This window comes from Nocardioides sp. (assembly GCF_044226305.1).
Taxonomy (GTDB): Bacteria; Actinomycetota; Actinomycetes; order Propionibacteriales; family Nocardioidaceae; genus Nocardioides.
In genome coordinates, this window is the sequence record NZ_JBGAHF010000016.1 from 87,428 (window position 1) to 102,083 (window position 14,656).

Sequence of the window (14,656 nt, forward strand, 5' to 3'; positions counted from 1 at the left end):
GGACGTCCCCCGACGCAGAACGCCCTGTCCAGCTCACCTGGACAGGGCGTTCGTGGTGGTGCGGTCAGCCCGCGTCGGCCTCCAGCGCGGCGGCGACCCGACGGTGCGCCTCCCAGATCTCCTCGGGGAGGTTGTCGAACTGCTTGAGGTGCGCCTCGCGGAAGCCCATCTCCTGACGCCAGCGCTCGTTGTCGATGGTCAGCAGGACGTCGAGGTCCTCCTGCTCGATCTCGAGGCCCTCGAGGTGGAGCTCCTCGGCGAGCGGCAGGATGCCGACCGGCGTCTCCCGGCCGGTGACCTCGCCCTTCTTCAGCTGGATCAGCCAGAGCAGCGCCCGCAGGTTCTCGCGGTAGCCGGGCCAGCGGAAGTGGCCGTCCGCGGGGTCGCGCTGGAACCAGTTGACGTGGGCGAAGATCGGCTGGTCGGACGACGCGCCGACGATGTCCAGCCAGTGCCGGGCGTAGTCGCCCTCGCCGTACGCCATGAACGGCCGCATCGACATCGGGTCGTAGCGCAGCTGGCCGTCGACACCCTCGGCGGCGAAGGTCGCCTCGGCGCCGAGCGTCAGGCCGTCGTACACGCCCTCGGCCAGGTCGCGGATCCCGCGGACCAGCGGCTCACGGTCGCTGGTGCGACCGCCGAAGATGATCGCGTCGATCCGCACGCCGGCGGGGTCCTCGAAGTCCTTCGCGACGTTCGGGACGTTCGCGAGGGTCGTCGTGAAGCGGCTGTTCGGGTGCGCCCAGGGAGCGTCGACGTCCTCGGGCTTGCGGTCCGCGATGACCTCGCCCTTCCAGTCGGTCCACCCGGTGACGTCGGCGGGCCGCTCCGGGGTCTTGCCCTCCCACCACACCTCGTGGGTGTCGGCGTTGTACGCGACGTTGGTGAAGATCGCTCCGCTGCCCGGCTGGATCGAGTCCAGCGCGCCCGGGTTGGTCTTGGCGTTGGTGTCCTTGGCGACGCCGAAGACGCCGAACTCCGGGTTCATCCCGTAGATCTTGCCGTCGTCGGGGTTCACCCACAGCCAGGCGATGTCGTCACCGTAGAACTCGACGACGTAGCGGTCGCCCAGGGCGTCCGGCGCCAGCGTCATCGCGAGGTTCGTCTTGCCCGAGGCGCTCGGGAAGCCACCGCAGATGTTGTACTTCTCGCCGGTCACCTTGTCGGTGATGCCCAGCAGCATGAACTGCTCGGCGAGGAAGGCCTTGGACGCCCACCCGTCGTAGCAGGCCTGACGCAGGCCGTGCGCGATCTTGCCGAGCAGGGCGTTGCCGCCGTACGACGACCCGAAGTGCAGGATCGTCCGCTCGTCCGCGACGGTCACGAAGTAGCGCTGGTCGTCCGGTGTGCCCTGCCCGAGGTTCTCGAGGTCGCCGGTCACGTGGACGGCTCGCACGAAGTGGTCGGGGTCGGCCAGGTTGTCGACGTACTGCACGCCGACCCGCGACATCCGGATCATGTGCAGCGCGACGGTGCGCGTGTCCGTCAGCTCGACACCCGCGGCGTACGCCTCGAGGGGCGAGCCGGGAGGCGACATGAGGTAGGGGATGACGTACATCGTCTTGCCCACGGAGGCGCCGCGCATCCGCTCGAGGAGCATCGGCTTCATCTCCGAGGCCGGGCGCCAGTTGTTGTAGACGCCCTTGTCCGCCGGGTTGCTCGTGGCCACGATCGTGCGCTCCTCGGAGCGCGCGGTGTCCTTGTAGTAGCTGCGCGAGTAGTACAAGCCCTCGCCGGCGGGCAGCAGCTCGCCCGCGTCGACCGCCTCCTGGAGCAGCCGTGCGTCGTCGTCAGCGCTGACGACCTCGACCCGGTCTGCACCGGTGATGTCGGCCCAGTGCGCGACGTACTCGCGCACGTAGGGATTCTTCAAGCCTGCTTCGTCGAGAACCTTCTCCACGTCGACCATGAACGGCACATCCTTCGATCCGCTAGCCCGGTGTTGGCACCGTACCCAAGATCCCAGCCAAGTCATGTACCCGGGTAGGGACGAACGTCCTCCGCTGTTCCGCGCCTACGAGCCGACCCCCGCGACCGGCTCGCCGGTCCGGTCGCAGGGCAGGGCGGCCCCGCCCGCGGCCGCCGTCTCGGCGATCTCGGTCTGCGTCGCCTGCATGGCCGAGGGGTCGAGCCTCACGAACCCGCTGAACGGCGTGTCCAGCTCGCGCACCCCGGCCACGACCATCAGCACGAGCACGACGACGGTGCCGACCAGGATCGTCCGCACGAGGGGGCGCAGGTGCCAGGTGAAGACGCAGAGCAGCACCAGGATCGACAGGGCGGTCAGCTCGATCAGCCAGCTGACCGCAGCGGGGACCGCCGGCGCGACCTCGGAGATCCGCTCGCGACGGCTGGTCGCGCGGGACACCTCGAGGTCCACCAGGCCGGAGACGCCGAGCCGCGCGTCGTCGCGCGCGGCCGCCGCGGCGAGGTCGGCCCGCAGCTGCTCCTCCCACCGCGTGGTGATCGGGTCGGCGTGCCCGTCGGCCATCGCCGGCCACTCGCGCTCGACGACGGCCCGCGAGTAGCAGACCAGGTCGGTCCGGACGGCCGTCCGGTCCGGCTCGCCGAGGAACGCCGTCGCCTGGTGCTCGGCGAGCACGGTCGCGGCCTCGCTCGCCGCCTGCTGCTCCGCCCGCTGGAAGGACGAGTGGGTCTGCACGAGCATGAAGGCCAGCAGCAGGGCCGCGAGCGTGATCGCCGGCCCAGTCAGGTCCTCGACGTTGATCCACTCACGAGCGGCCCCGTCCACCGGACCGCCGCGGTTCTGCCGCCGGACGACCCTGCCGAGCACCAGCCCCACGAGGATCGCGAGCACCGCGGCACCCAGGAACAGCACCAGCACGGTCAGCCCCCCACCTCGGCGGTCGGTCGTCGCCCGGACGGTAACCGAGCACCCCGGGCCTCGGCGGACGAACGCAGAAGTCCATCGGCGCCGCCCGCGGCCGTGGAGGATGTGGCCATGAAGGAGTACGCCGACTTCCTCGGCAGCCAGCCGCCGTACGACGCGCTGGGCTCCGACGACCTCGAGCGGCTGATCGAGGAGCTCGAGGTCGAGTACTTCGCGGCGGGGACGATGATCGTCCGGGCCGACCAGGCACCCCTCGACCACATGTGGGTGGTGCGCAGCGGCGCGGTCGAGGTGATCGACCGCGGCCGGGTCGTGGACCACCTCGGGCCGGGTGACACCTTCGGCCACATCTCGGTGCTGACCGGGCTGGCGCCGGCGCTCTCCGTGCGCGCCCTCGAGGGCTGCCTGTGCCTGCGACTCCCGGACCCGCGGCGGGTGGTGAAGGACGCGAGCCGGCTGCGCTTCTCCCACTTCGGCACGATGGTCAGCCGCCAGCGGCTGACCGGCAGCGGCGCGCTCGACGAAGCACCCGGGACGGCGCGGTCGCTGATGCGCCCCGTCGTCTGGGCCGGTCACGACGAGCCGGTCGCGGAGGTCGCCCGACGGATCACCGAGGCCGGCCACTCGGGCGCCCTGGTGCGACGCGGCGACGAGTGGGGCATCGTCACCGACCACGACTTCCGCAGGCGCGTCGCCACCGGCGAGGTCTCGCCGGCCGAGCCGGTCGGCGCGCTGGCGACGTTCCCCGCGCTCGGCGTGAGCGACGAGTTCTCCCAGGCGGCGGCCTTCTCCCGGATGATCGACCGCGGCGTGCACCACCTGCTGGTCCTCGACCCGGCCGGGACCCCGTCCGGCATCCTGCGGGCCGTCGACTTCGCCTCGGCGGACATCCGCAACCCGCTGCTGGTCCGGTCCCAGATCGAGGCGTCCGACACGGTCGAGGAGCTCCGTACGGCGACCGCGCTGGTGCGGCCGACGCTCGTCGAGCTCGCTGCCGCCGGCGTGCCGGCCGCGCAGGTCGGCAGCCTCCAGGCGGCGATCGTCGACAGCATGGTCCGCAAGCTCGTGACCTTCCACGGCCTCGACCGGCTCGAGCACCCGCCGTCCCTCATCGTGCTCGGGTCCCTGGCCCGGCGCGAGCCGCTGCCGAGCTCGGACGTGGACACGGCGATGGTGTGGCCCGACGACGTCGACGACGAGGAGCGGGCCCAGCACGTCGAGCGGGCCGAGGCGCTCCTCACCGACCTGGAGTCCTGCGGGTTCGCCCGGTGCCCGAACGGCGCGAACGCGGTCAACCCGCTCTTCGGCCGCTCCCGCGAGCGGTGGTCGGCCGCCGTGTCCCGCTGGCTCGGTGACCCGACGGCGCCCCAGGCGCTGCTGCTGTCGTCGATCGTGATCGACAGCCGACCGCTCACCGAGGTCAGCCTGGGCCGGACGGTGACCGACGCCCTGCGGCTGCGCCGGCCGAACCGCGACTTCCTCAGCCTGTTCGTCCGGGAGTCGACCGCGGTGAAGCCACCCAGCGGCTTCGTCCGGGACTTCGTCGTCGACCACCGCGGCCGGCACCGCGGGGAGCTCGACCTCAAGCGCGGCGGTCTGCTGCCGGTCGCTGCGATCGGCCGCTGGGTCGCGGTGGTGACCGGCGACACGAGGGGTGGCACCGTGGACCGGCTCCGACGTGGTCAGGCGGCCGGGTTGCTGTCCGTGGACGAGGCCGACTCCCTGGTGGCGGCGTTCGAGCAGACCTACGAGCTGCTGCTCGAGCGCGACCTGACCGCGATCGCGGCCGGGACCACCGCCTCCACCTACGTCAACCCCCGCGAGCTCGACACCCTGACCCGTCGGCACCTGCGCGAGACCTTCCGCACGATCTCGGCGGTCCAGGACGAGATCGCGAGCACCTGGGCCGGCCGGTTGTCCCCGTGACCCGGCTGTTGAGGCCACCGCTCCGGGTGCCCGACCTGGACGTGCCGTGGCGAGAGGTCGACTACCGCGTGGTGGACGTCGAGACGACGGGCCTCGACCTGCGCCGTGACACCGTGGTCTCGTTCGGCAGCGTGCTCGTCCGGGACGGACGGCTGCGCTGGAGCAGCCGGGTCTCGGTCGACGTCAAGCCGGACCGGCCGATCCGCGTCGACGCGATGACCGTGCACGGGCTGCGGCAGGAGGACCTCGACGCCGCTCCCGGCCTGGCGGACGTCGCCGGCACGATCGCCGCCCAGCTCGACGGGTGCGTGCTCGTCGCCCACGCAGCCTGGGTCGAGCTGGCGTTCCTGCGAGCGCCGGTGCGGCTGGCCGGTCGGCGCGGCAAGCCCGCCGCCGTCGACACCGCGGCGCTGCTCCGCGCGACGGACCTCGCCCCCAGCGGGACGGGCTACGAGCCGGACATCGAGTGGGCGGCCGCCACCCTCGGCCTGGGCGCGCACACGCCGCACCAGGCTCTCGGGGACGCCCTCACCACCGCCGAGGTGTTCCTCGCGCTCGCGGCGCGGGTCGAGCAGGACCAGCCCGGGCTCACGGCCCGCTCGTTGGTCAAGATCTCCGACGCGCACACCTTGACGTGACCTAGGTTCAGGCCCCATGACCAAGGCTGCGTCGCTGACGCGCATCTGCGTGGCCTACCTGGCCGCCCTCGCCGTCGCGTGCGCCTGGCTGGCCTGGGGCTGGAGCTCGTCGCTGTGGCTCGACGCCCTGGTGGCCGACCTGCTGGCCACCCTGGTGATCTTCGGCTTCAGCCGGTACCACCACAACTCGAGCTTCTACGACGCGTACTGGAGCGTGGTCCCACCGCTGCTCGCGGGCTATTGGTGGGCGGCGGGAGGCCTCGGCGTCGACGACGTCCGCGCGTGGATGGTGATGACGGTCGTCGTGGTCTGGGCCGTGCGGCTGACCGCGAACTGGGTCGTCGGCTGGCCGGGCCTCGAGCACGAGGACTGGCGCTACCCGATGCTGCGCGAGCGGGCCGGACGCTGGGGTCTGCTCGCCGACCTGTTCGGGATCCACCTGTTCCCGACGATCCAGGTCTTCCTGGGCATGCTGCCGGTGTACGTCGCCGTCACCCGGACCGGGCGCGACGTCGGCTGGCTCGACGTGCTCGCCCTCGTGCTCGGTCTCGGCGCGGTGGCACTCGAGCTCGCGGCCGACACGCAGATGCGTCGCTTCGTCCGCGACCGCCAGCCGGGCGCGGTGATGGACCGCGGGCTGTGGGGCTGGTCGCGGCACCCCAACTACCTCGGCGAGATCGGCTTCTGGTTCGCCCTGGCCCTCTTCGGCGTCGCGACCGTGCCGGCCGACGCGTGGTGGCTGTTCGTCGGCGTCCTCGCCATGCTTGCGATGTTCCTCGGCGCGAGCATCCCGATGATGGAGGAGCGCAGCCTCGAGCGCCGGCCGAGCTACCAGGACGTCATCGACCGTGTGCCCCGCCTGGTGCCGCGGCCGCCGCGACGGACCCGCGCGTGAGCCGACCTCGGGTGGTCGTCGCCGGGCTCGGCGACACCGGGCTGCTGACCGCCCTGCACCTGAACCGCCACGTCGACGTCGTCGGCATCTCGACCAAGCCGGCGCTCGTCAGCGGCCAGGAGCTCGGCCTGCGGCTGACCCGGCCGGAGACCTGGGCGCGCGACTACTACATCGGGTTCGACCGCTACCGGCGGCTGCAGCGGGTGCGGACCGTCCACGGCACGATCACGGGGGTCGACCTCGACGCGCGCCGCGTCCGCGTCGACGGCGCCGACGGCACACCGCTCGAGGAGACGTTCGACGTGCTCGTCGTCTCGACGGGGGTCACCAACGGCTTCTGGCGCCGGCCCGACCTGCAGTCGACCGCCGAGGTGGACGCCGGCATCCGCGACGCGCACCGGCGGCTCGCCGCTGCCGGCACGATCACGGTGGTCGGCGGCGGGGCGGCCGCCGTCAACACGGCCGCGAACCTGGCCTCCACGTGGCCGGACAAGCGGGTCGACCTGTACTACCCCGGTGAGCGCGCGCTGCCCCACCATCACCGCGGTGTCTGGTCCCGGGTCGAGCGCCGGCTCCTCGACCGCGGCGTCGGGCTCCACCCGGGCCACCGCGCCGAGGTCCCCGCCGGCTTCGCGTGCGACCGGATCACCGACGAGCCGGTCCGCTGGACGACCGGCCAGCCGCCGGCGTACGCCGACGCCACCGTGTGGGCGGTCGGCCGCGTCACGCCGAACACCGCGTGGCTCCCCGCCGAGGTGCTCGACGAGCACGGCTTCGTGCGGGTCGGGCCGGACCTGCGCGTGGTCGGCCAGGACGGCGTCTTCGCGATCGGCGACGTCGCCGCGACCGACCCGCTGCGGTCCTCGGCGCGCAACCGGGCCGACCGGCTGCTGGCCCGCAACATCCGGGCCGAGCTGGCCGGCCGACCGCTCCGCACCTTCCGGCCGGCGCGCCGGCGGTGGGGCTCCGTGCTGGGCTTCCAGCCCAACGGGCTCGAGGTCTTCACGCCGCGAGGCGGCGTCTTCCGCTTCCCGGCCTGGTCGATCGACACGGTCCTGCAGCCGTGGATCGTGCGCCGCGGGATCTACGGCGGCATCCGCTCCGGCCCGGCCGACGACCGCTCGCTGACCTGAGGTCCCCGCGGTCACGAACGTGCGCGCGCACGTTCCTCTAGCATGTCCGCATGGCCGACGAGACCGAGCGCGTCGCCGCCTGGGCCGCGCTCCTGCGCACCCACGCGGCGGTCGTGCCCCGGCTCGAGCGTGCGCTCCAGCCGACCGGCCTGCCGCTCACCTGGTACGACGTCCTCCTGGTGACGAACGCCGCGCCGGAGCGTCGCCTGCGGATGTCGGAGCTCGGTCGGCGGGCTGTCGTCAGCCGGGAGCGGGTCAGCCGCGTGGTGACCGAGCTGGAGCAGGCCGGGCTGGTCGAGCGCCAGGCGAATCCCGACGACCGCCGGTCCTCGTTCGCGGCGATCACGCCGGAAGGACGCCGGCGGCTGCGCAAGGCCGCTCCCGTGTACCTGGCCGCGATCGAGCAGCACTTCCTCGCCCACCTCGAGGAGGACGAGGTCCGGGTGCTCGCGCGCGCCCTCGGCAAGGTCCTGGCGGCCGAGGAGGCCTGACTCCCGAGCGAGATCGGGAAATGTGCTCACGCACACACTTGACAAGCTTCGTCCTCCGGACAAAGAATGTGCGTGCACACACACTTTTATCTGGAGGATTCCCATGACCACCGTCACCAGCCCGACCCGCACCGTCCGCGGCCACGTCCTGCCCGCTCCCGGCACCTGGGAGATCGACCCCGGCCACGCCGACGTCTCGTTCGTCGGCCGCCACTTCATGGTCACGAAGGTGCGGGGGCGCTTCGCCGGCGTCACCGGCGCCGTGGTCATCGCCGAGGACATCGAGGACTCGCGCGTCGAGGTCACGATCGACATGGCGTCGGTCGCGTCCGGGAACCCGACGCGGGACGACCACCTGAGGTCGGCGGAGCTGTTCGACGTCGAGCGGTTCCCCCAGGCGACCTTCCGGAGCACGAAGGTCGTGTGGAACGGCGACCGAGGCACCGTCCTCGGCGACCTCACCATCCACGGCGTGACCCGCGCCGTGCCCCTCGAGGTCGCCTTCGAGGGCCACGCACGCGACCCGTGGGGCGGCGACCGGGCGGTGTTCTCGGCGCGCACCCGGGTCAACCGCGAGGACTTCGGCGTCACCTGGAACGTCGCCCTCGAGGCCGGCGGCGTGCTGGTCTCCAAGGAGGTCCAGATCGAGATCGACCTCGAGACCGTCCTCGGCAACGCCTGAGAGACCAGCACATCTGGGGACGTGCTCGACAGGTCCGCGCGGACCCAGGAGGATCTTCGGCGGTTCTCCCAGGCCCGACAGGAGTAGGACATGGAGTCGCTGACCCGGCAGGCACGTCTCGCCCACGGTGACGCCTGGCAGGTCATCGGTTCGATCCACGCCGAGCACGGGCGCGGCCGGGTCGCCCGGGTCCCCGGCGGTCTCCTGATGGCGAGCGGACTGCCCCACCCGCAGTACAACAACGTCGACGTCCTCGACCCGGGCCTGGTCGACGTCGCGGAGCTGGTCCGCTGGTACGACGACGTCGGCGTCCCGAGGGGCGCCCGCGTCCCCGCCGGCGCGCCCTGGCGCGCCGGCCGCCGGCTCTTCGGCAAGCGGCTGATGGCGATGCCGGTCGACCGGCTCGTGCCACCGGCAGCGGACGACCGGGTCGAGGTGTCGACCGCCGCGCCCGGAGACCTCGGGACGGTCGCCCGGCTAGACGTGTCCGGGTTCGGCGGCGACGCCGACGGGCAGCGGCCGTGGATCGGTCCGCTCCTCGGCAGCGACCAGGTCACCGTCGCGATCGCGACCTGGGACGGCGTCCCGGCCGGCACCGGGTACGCCGTCCGATCGGACGGACTCGCCGGCCCGGCGGTCTACGTCGCCGGGATCGGCGTCGACCCGGCGTACCGCCGCCGCGGCATCGCCGCCCGACTCTCCGCCTGGCTCGTCGCCCAGGCCGGCCCGGACCGGCTCGCGCACCTGCACCCGAACACGGACGACGCGGCGCGGATCTACGAGCGCCTCGGGTTCGTCGAGGTCCCCGGCTTCGACGTCTACGTCGACATCACGCTCCCCGACCGGCGGACCTGAGTCTCGGACGGCGCGGCGACGGCGACGGCCCCTGGTCGGCGCCAGGGTGGTCCACGCCGTGGTCCTCGATCGAGCAGGGTCGACTCGCGTCACACCTCGAAGGCCCAGGTGGTGGTGGCCATGGGGGTCATGGGGGCGCACCGATCCCGGTCGAGCATGGCAGCGGTCCGAAGGACCCCGCCACCGCTCACGTCGGACTCCGTCGGTGTGGGGTTCGTGACCGTCCCTTCGGATGGTGGGTGGCGTCAGAGGGAGCGACGGGGATAGTTGACGGCACCGACGAAGCAGAGGGCGAGGGCGATCGCCATGCCGTAGAGGACGGCTTGCGTCGCGGTGGCGAAGTCGTGCGCGACTGCCGCGTGAAGGTGGTCGGCGATGGCCGGCGGAAGGGTGCCGGCACTCGCCACGCCACCGCGGGCAGCGTCGTGCGCGACGGAGACGGCCTGCCCGTGCGGGACGCCGAGGTCGGTCAGGGAGCCGGTCAGACGCCCGGTGAGCACGGTGGTGAGCACGGTGCCGAGGACCGCGAAGCCGAGGCTGGCCGCGTAGTTGCGGACGGTCTAGGTGATGCCGGTGACCTCACCGTACGACGCACCGATCGAGCGGTTGACCGCGTCGGTGCTGGCCGGGCCGAGCAGCAGGCCGATGCCCGCGCCGGCCATCATGATGAACGGCCACTGAGCGCCGAGGGAGTACTCGTGGAGCCGGGAGGCCCACAGCGCGAACCCGGCGGCGGCGAGGGCGCTGCCGAGGATCATCGGGCGCCGGGCGCCGGCCCTGTCGAGCATCCGACCGCCGACCTGCGCGGCGGGCGCGAAGCCGCCGAAGAGCACGAGGAGGTAGAGGCCGGCCTGGTTCGCGTCGTACCCCAGGGAGACCTGCGCGTAGACGCTGGCGAAGAAGAACACGGGGACGAACGCGATCATGGAGAGGAACAGGACGATGTTGTCGATGACGAACTCGCGGTGGGCGAAGACCCGCATCTGGATCAGCGGCGACGCCGTCCGCAGCTCGACCACGGCGAACACGAGCAGCACGGTGACACCTCCCAGGATGCAACCCCACGTGGCCGGGCTCGCCCAGCCCCACGTCTGGGCCTGCTCGAAGCCGAGCACCGACAACCCCATGCCGACGGCGACGAGCGCGGCGCCACGTCCATCGATCCGCTCTGACCGGCGGGTGCTGGGGATCTGGGCGAACGCCGTGAGGACGAGCGCGAGGATCCCGATCGGCACGTTGATCCAGAAGATCCCCCGCCAGGTCCACTGGGTCAGGAAGCCGCCGGCGATCGGCCCGACCGAGGTCAGGGCACCGCTGACCCCGAAGAAGATGGCCAGCGCCCGTCCGCGCTCGGCGACGGGGAACGCGGCGACCACCACGGCGAGGGCGGCAGGGATCATGACCGCGCCCGAGATGCCCTGGACCACGCGGAAGGTGATGATCCACGCCCCGGCCAGCGCGCCGTGCGGCGTGGCGCCGCACAGGGCAGAGGAGACCGCGAAACCGGTGATGCCGAGGACGACCATCCGGCGCGGCCCCATCACGTCGGCCAGGCGGCCGCCGAGGGCGAACGCCGCGGCGAGCGCCAGCAGGTAGGCGTTGACGACCCACTGGGAGCCGGTCCGGGTGAGGTCGAGCTGGTCCTGGATGGCGGGCGAGGCGATCGCGACGATCGTCTGGTCGATGAACGTCATCGACACCGCGAACAGCATGGCGATCAGGGCGAGGTGCTTCCTGCGCCCGGCGAGGGTGGTGGTGACGGCGTCGGCCGTCGTGGTGGTCACGGTCGGGGTGTGGACGGGGTTGGGCGCGTTCATGCCACGTGCTCCTTGGTCTCGGTGGCGCGGGTGGTCGGCTTCCTGGCGTCGCGGTCGAGCTGGTCGCGCCGCGGTCAGGGGCCGGGGATGGAGGCGGTGGGGTCGCTCATCGGGAGAGCGAAGGGGCCGCGCGTGGGGTGGAAGGCGATGACCTCGTAGCTGGCCAGGTCCTGGCGCACGAACGGGTCGGCGCCGACGACCTCGGTCAGTCGTGCGCGGCTGCTGAAGCGAGCGAGGATGACGCCTCCGATGCGGGGTTCGCGTGGCCCGGAGGCGAGGAACTCGCCGGTGGCGAAGTGCTCGTCGAGGAAGCGGCGGTGCGCCGGCATCGCGGCGTCCACGGCGCGCAGTGGGGCGGTGTAGCTCACGATCAACACGTAGGACGAGGCGCGGTCGGCGCCGGGCTCGGGCCGCGTTGGCGTGAAGGTCATGCACCGAGGGTGGCGTCGGAGCCACTATCGAGTCCAAGTCTTGTTAGGACTGACTTCGATAGGCTGAGATTATGGTCGACTCCCGGCAGCTGCGATACTTCCTCGCCGTCGCCCGGCGTCTGCACTTCACCCGCGCTGCGGAGGACCTGCACATCGCGCAACCCGCACTGAGCCAGGCCATCATCCAGCTCGAGCGAGAACTGGGAGTCACGCTGTTCGAGCGACACAGTCGAGGGGTGTCCCTCACCACGCCCGGACAGGTGCTCGAACGCGGAGCAGAACGGACGCTCCGCGAGCTCGAGGTCGCCGTGGACGAGGTGCGCAGCTACGTCGGCCAGGTCACCGGGCGGGTGCGGCTGGGCGCCTGGCAGTCGATGGAGGTCCGCCTCCCCGACTTGTTGGCCGCCTTCAGGAGCGCCTACCCGGCCGTGGACGTCGCGATCAACGAGATCGTCTCCGACGGCATGCTCGAGTCGGTGCGCACCGGCACCCTCGACCTGGCGATGGTCGTCCAGCGGGCCCACGTCAACATGTCCGGGCTCGAGTGCGAAGCCTTCATCACCGAGCCCTACGAGCTCGCCGTCGCCAGCACCCACAGCCTGGCTCAACGCAGGCACGTTCGCCTCAGCGAGCTCGCCGAGGAACCCTTCGTCCTGCACCGACCAGGCTCCGCGGTCCGCGACCAGATCCTCCAAGCCTGCGCCGAGGCCGGGTTCGCGCCCCGCATCGCGCTCGAGACCGGCGAGATGAGCGCTGCGAGAGCCTTCGTCGCCGCCGGCCTCGGAGTGACCATCCTCCCCCGGTCATCCCTCCTCAGCCCGGGGCCCGTGGTGCACCTCGTCCAGCTCAGGCCGACGCTGCACCGCACCTCGATCGTGGTCTGGCCCCGCAAGGGGCACTCGTCGGCGGCGGCCCGCAGCTTCCTGGACTTCACCCTCGCCAACAGACACCTGCTGGCCTGACCTATGACAGCGCGTCCACCGGAACCCGCGTCGTCCTTGCCGCTTGTCCGACGCGCACGAGTCCTCCAGGCTGGCCACATGACCACGGCGCCCGACCCTTCCGTCGTCAGCTCGCCGCCCGCGGCAGTGGGGGGCTCTCGCGTGCAGTGGCACCAGGTCCCCGCCGTCGTTCGCGCCGGCATCGAGGACCAGCTCGGGTCGACCGTGGTCTCGGCGCAGAGCCAGCCGGGCGGGTTCTCGCCAGGCAGCGCTGACCGCGTGGTGCTCGCCGACGGCCGCCGCGCCTTCGTCAAGGCCGTGGGCACGGAGGTGAACCCGGACTCACCACCGATCCACCGCCGCGAGCTCGCAGTGACCGGGGCCCTGCCCGATGCGGGCTTCTCCCCACGCCTGCTCTGCGGGTACGACGACGGCGACTGGGTTGCGCTCGCCTTCGCCGATGTCGATGGCCACTCTCCGCGGATGCCGTGGACGGTCGAGGACCTGACCCGCTGCCTCGCCGCTCTCGGCGAGATGGCCGTGCGGCTCTCGCCATCACCGCTGCCTGACCTGCCGCGCCTCGTCGAAGCCGTGGCCGGAGACTTCAGTCGCTGGGACACACTTGCCGCCGACGTGCCGACCGACCTCGACCGGTGGGCGATCGACCGGCTGCCCGAGCTGGCCGACCTCGGCCGCAACAGCCTCGAGGCGATGGACGGCGTGGCGCTCGTGCACAGCGACGTCCGCGCCGACAACCTGCTGCTCACCGACGACAGGGTCGTCGTGGTGGACTGGCCGTGGGCGTCGCTCGGGGCGCCCTGGGTCGACAGCCTCACCCTGGTGCTCAATGCAGCGGTCTTCGGCGACCACGACCCCGAGGAGCTGCTGAACCGCACCCCGGTGCTGGCCGCCGCCGACCCGGACGCGGTGACGGCGACCGTGGCCGGCCTCGCCGGCTACTTCTCCTGGCAGGGCCGTCAGCCGGCGCGGCCGGAGATGCCGACCATCCGACGGTTCCAGCTCGCCCAGGCCGACGCATGCCTGCGATGGCTGCGAACCCGGCTCGACGGCGCTCCCTGGTAACGCTGGCGGTCCGGCGTCGTCCGGTCAGGTGGAGGTCGGCGTGCGGTCCCAGGGGGTCACCGCGCAGAAGAGGTTGCCCTCGGGGTCGGCGTAGACCCGCCAGCGGCCGGCTGGATCGGCCCACCGCGGCTCGGCGCCGAGCGCAGCCAGGCGGTCGAGGTCCTCAGGCCCGTCGAGGGCCACGTCGAGGTGGACCCGTCCGCCGGGCGGCGCGAGCTCCTCGGCCGGGCTCACCCACACGTGCAAGGAATCGCGGCGCCCGAGCAGGACCGCCTCGGTCGCGCCGAGCGTTCCCTGCTCGATCGCGGCCGCATCGGAGGGGTCGATGGGAAGGTCGAGCAGGTCGGACCAGAAGCGCGCGAGCTCGGCCGGCTGTCGGCCGTGCATGGTGATCGCCTCGAGATGTGGCACAGGGATTTCTCTTCTCACTCAGTGGATCTGCGTGATGGTAAGGCGCTTCCTAGCCGTTACCGGCGTCGGCCCTGGACTGCCGGTTTCGGGGACGCCGACGTCGGACCGCCGTGCCGGAGTCGGGCGGATCGAACTCGATCCCGCTGCGACCGGTCTGTGGGGTGGATGCCGTCACATGGAGCGATCGTGACGCCGAGCTCCCCCGGCGCAATCCCCCGCATCCGTGCGTCGACGTCGACCTCCGCGACGGGCCCACGTGGTGTCCAAGAGACGACCCACGGTGTGTCCTGCGCCGAAGACCGGCCCCAGGCAAACGACCCCCCGACTCCGCGTCAGGGGCCGTGCGTGTCCTGCGCGCCTGTAGGTGTGATCCTTCAGGACATCCCGGACTGATCTCTCAAGACATCCCGGACACCGGGGTCCGGCGTGGTGACCCGGGCACGACTGCACCCGCCGCCACCGTCCGGGCATGTCGAAGGCACGGCTGGTCATCACCGCGATC

The 14,656-nt window shown here is 72.2% G+C and carries 15 protein-coding genes; 9 read left to right on the forward strand and 6 right to left on the reverse strand.

Annotated elements, in window-relative coordinates; genetic code table 11:
• Positions 1–64: 64 nt before the first annotated feature.
• Entirely contained in the window at positions 65–1,975 is a 1,911-nt protein-coding gene (locus tag ACILQ5_RS16295) for a phosphoenolpyruvate carboxykinase (GTP) (RefSeq protein WP_395659072.1), read from the reverse strand.
• A gap of 39 nt (positions 1,976–2,014) precedes the next feature.
• On the reverse strand, positions 2,015–2,845 hold the full coding sequence (locus ACILQ5_RS16300) for a hypothetical protein (protein WP_395659073.1): 831 nt from the start codon (positions 2,843–2,845) through the stop codon (positions 2,015–2,017).
• Positions 2,846–2,962: 117 nt separating this feature from the next.
• Between ACILQ5_RS16300 and ACILQ5_RS16305 the strand changes: the two genes are divergently transcribed.
• From ACILQ5_RS16305 to ACILQ5_RS16335, 7 genes are all read left to right on the forward strand, one after another.
• Complete coding sequence (locus tag ACILQ5_RS16305; RefSeq protein ID WP_395659074.1) at positions 2,963–4,777, forward strand: putative nucleotidyltransferase substrate binding domain-containing protein; 1,815 nt, start codon at positions 2,963–2,965, stop codon at positions 4,775–4,777.
• Positions 4,774–5,415, forward strand: coding sequence for a PolC-type DNA polymerase III (locus ACILQ5_RS16310; protein WP_395659075.1), 642 nt, complete (start codon positions 4,774–4,776; stop codon positions 5,413–5,415). Before ACILQ5_RS16305 ends, ACILQ5_RS16310 begins: the two co-directional genes overlap by 4 nt.
• Before the next feature lie 16 nt (positions 5,416–5,431).
• Positions 5,432–6,310 carry a DUF1295 domain-containing protein gene (locus ACILQ5_RS16315; RefSeq protein WP_395659076.1) on the forward strand — a complete coding sequence of 293 codons (879 nt, stop codon included), beginning with the start codon at positions 5,432–5,434 and terminating at the stop codon, positions 6,308–6,310.
• On the forward strand, positions 6,307–7,443 hold the full coding sequence (locus ACILQ5_RS16320; RefSeq protein WP_395659077.1) for an NAD(P)/FAD-dependent oxidoreductase: 1,137 nt from the start codon (positions 6,307–6,309) through the stop codon (positions 7,441–7,443). Before ACILQ5_RS16315 ends, ACILQ5_RS16320 begins: the two co-directional genes overlap by 4 nt.
• 50 nt (positions 7,444–7,493) lie before the next feature.
• Complete coding sequence (locus tag ACILQ5_RS16325) at positions 7,494–7,934, forward strand: MarR family winged helix-turn-helix transcriptional regulator (protein WP_395659078.1); 441 nt, start codon at positions 7,494–7,496, stop codon at positions 7,932–7,934.
• 103 nt (positions 7,935–8,037) lie between these two features.
• Positions 8,038–8,616 carry a YceI family protein gene (locus ACILQ5_RS16330; RefSeq protein ID WP_395659079.1) on the forward strand — a complete coding sequence of 193 codons (579 nt, stop codon included), beginning with the start codon at positions 8,038–8,040 and terminating at the stop codon, positions 8,614–8,616.
• Positions 8,617–8,706: 90 nt separating this feature from the next.
• The gene (locus tag ACILQ5_RS16335) at positions 8,707–9,471 is read left to right on the forward strand and encodes a GNAT family N-acetyltransferase (RefSeq protein ID WP_395659080.1); all 765 of its coding nucleotides are present in this window, start codon (positions 8,707–8,709) and stop codon (positions 9,469–9,471) included.
• A 245-nt stretch (positions 9,472–9,716) separates the two neighbouring features.
• Here the strand turns inward: ACILQ5_RS16335 and ACILQ5_RS16340 are convergent, their stop codons facing one another.
• From ACILQ5_RS16340 to ACILQ5_RS16350, 3 genes are all read right to left on the reverse strand, one after another.
• Complete coding sequence (locus tag ACILQ5_RS16340) at positions 9,717–9,983, reverse strand: hypothetical protein (RefSeq protein WP_395659081.1); 267 nt, start codon at positions 9,981–9,983, stop codon at positions 9,717–9,719.
• 48 nt (positions 9,984–10,031) lie between these two features.
• The gene (locus ACILQ5_RS16345) at positions 10,032–11,288 is read right to left on the reverse strand and encodes an MFS transporter (protein WP_395659082.1); all 1,257 of its coding nucleotides are present in this window, start codon (positions 11,286–11,288) and stop codon (positions 10,032–10,034) included.
• Between the two features lie 74 nt (positions 11,289–11,362).
• Positions 11,363–11,719 (reverse strand): YciI family protein, encoded by a 357-nt coding sequence (locus ACILQ5_RS16350; protein ID WP_395659083.1) that lies wholly within the window; start codon positions 11,717–11,719, stop codon positions 11,363–11,365.
• Positions 11,720–11,790: 71 nt separating this feature from the next.
• On the opposite strand from ACILQ5_RS16350, the gene ACILQ5_RS16355 reads away from it, so the two are divergent.
• Both ACILQ5_RS16355 and ACILQ5_RS16360 read left to right on the forward strand, forming a co-directional pair.
• Complete coding sequence (locus ACILQ5_RS16355; RefSeq protein WP_395659084.1) at positions 11,791–12,681, forward strand: LysR family transcriptional regulator; 891 nt, start codon at positions 11,791–11,793, stop codon at positions 12,679–12,681.
• 141 nt (positions 12,682–12,822) lie between these two features.
• Positions 12,823–13,743, forward strand: coding sequence for a phosphotransferase (locus ACILQ5_RS16360; protein ID WP_395659085.1), 921 nt, complete (start codon positions 12,823–12,825; stop codon positions 13,741–13,743).
• A gap of 24 nt (positions 13,744–13,767) precedes the next feature.
• On the opposite strand, the gene ACILQ5_RS16365 is transcribed toward ACILQ5_RS16360, so the two are convergent.
• Positions 13,768–14,130 carry a VOC family protein gene (locus ACILQ5_RS16365; protein ID WP_395659086.1) on the reverse strand — a complete coding sequence of 121 codons (363 nt, stop codon included), beginning with the start codon at positions 14,128–14,130 and terminating at the stop codon, positions 13,768–13,770.
• Positions 14,131–14,656 lie beyond the last annotated feature (526 nt).

Bases quoted from the DNA above. Each gene is read 5' to 3' on its own strand.
- ACILQ5_RS16345 (WP_395659082.1), bottom strand. From the start codon at position 11,288: ATGAACGCGCCCAACCCCGTCCACACCCCGACCGTGACCACCACGACG.
- ACILQ5_RS16315 (WP_395659076.1), top strand. From the start codon at position 5,432: ATGACCAAGGCTGCGTCGCTGACGCGCATCTGCGTGGCCTACCTGGCC.
- ACILQ5_RS16355 (WP_395659084.1), top strand. From the start codon at position 11,791: ATGGTCGACTCCCGGCAGCTGCGATACTTCCTCGCCGTCGCCCGGCGT.
- ACILQ5_RS16295 (WP_395659072.1), bottom strand. From the start codon at position 1,975: ATGACTTGGCTGGGATCTTGGGTACGGTGCCAACACCGGGCTAGCGGA.
- ACILQ5_RS16350 (WP_395659083.1), bottom strand. From the start codon at position 11,719: ATGACCTTCACGCCAACGCGGCCCGAGCCCGGCGCCGACCGCGCCTCG.
- ACILQ5_RS16365 (WP_395659086.1), bottom strand. From the start codon at position 14,130: ATGCACGGCCGACAGCCGGCCGAGCTCGCGCGCTTCTGGTCCGACCTG.
- ACILQ5_RS16335 (WP_395659080.1), top strand. From the start codon at position 8,707: ATGGAGTCGCTGACCCGGCAGGCACGTCTCGCCCACGGTGACGCCTGG.
- ACILQ5_RS16325 (WP_395659078.1), top strand. From the start codon at position 7,494: ATGGCCGACGAGACCGAGCGCGTCGCCGCCTGGGCCGCGCTCCTGCGC.
- ACILQ5_RS16305 (WP_395659074.1), top strand. From the start codon at position 2,963: ATGAAGGAGTACGCCGACTTCCTCGGCAGCCAGCCGCCGTACGACGCG.
- ACILQ5_RS16330 (WP_395659079.1), top strand. From the start codon at position 8,038: ATGACCACCGTCACCAGCCCGACCCGCACCGTCCGCGGCCACGTCCTG.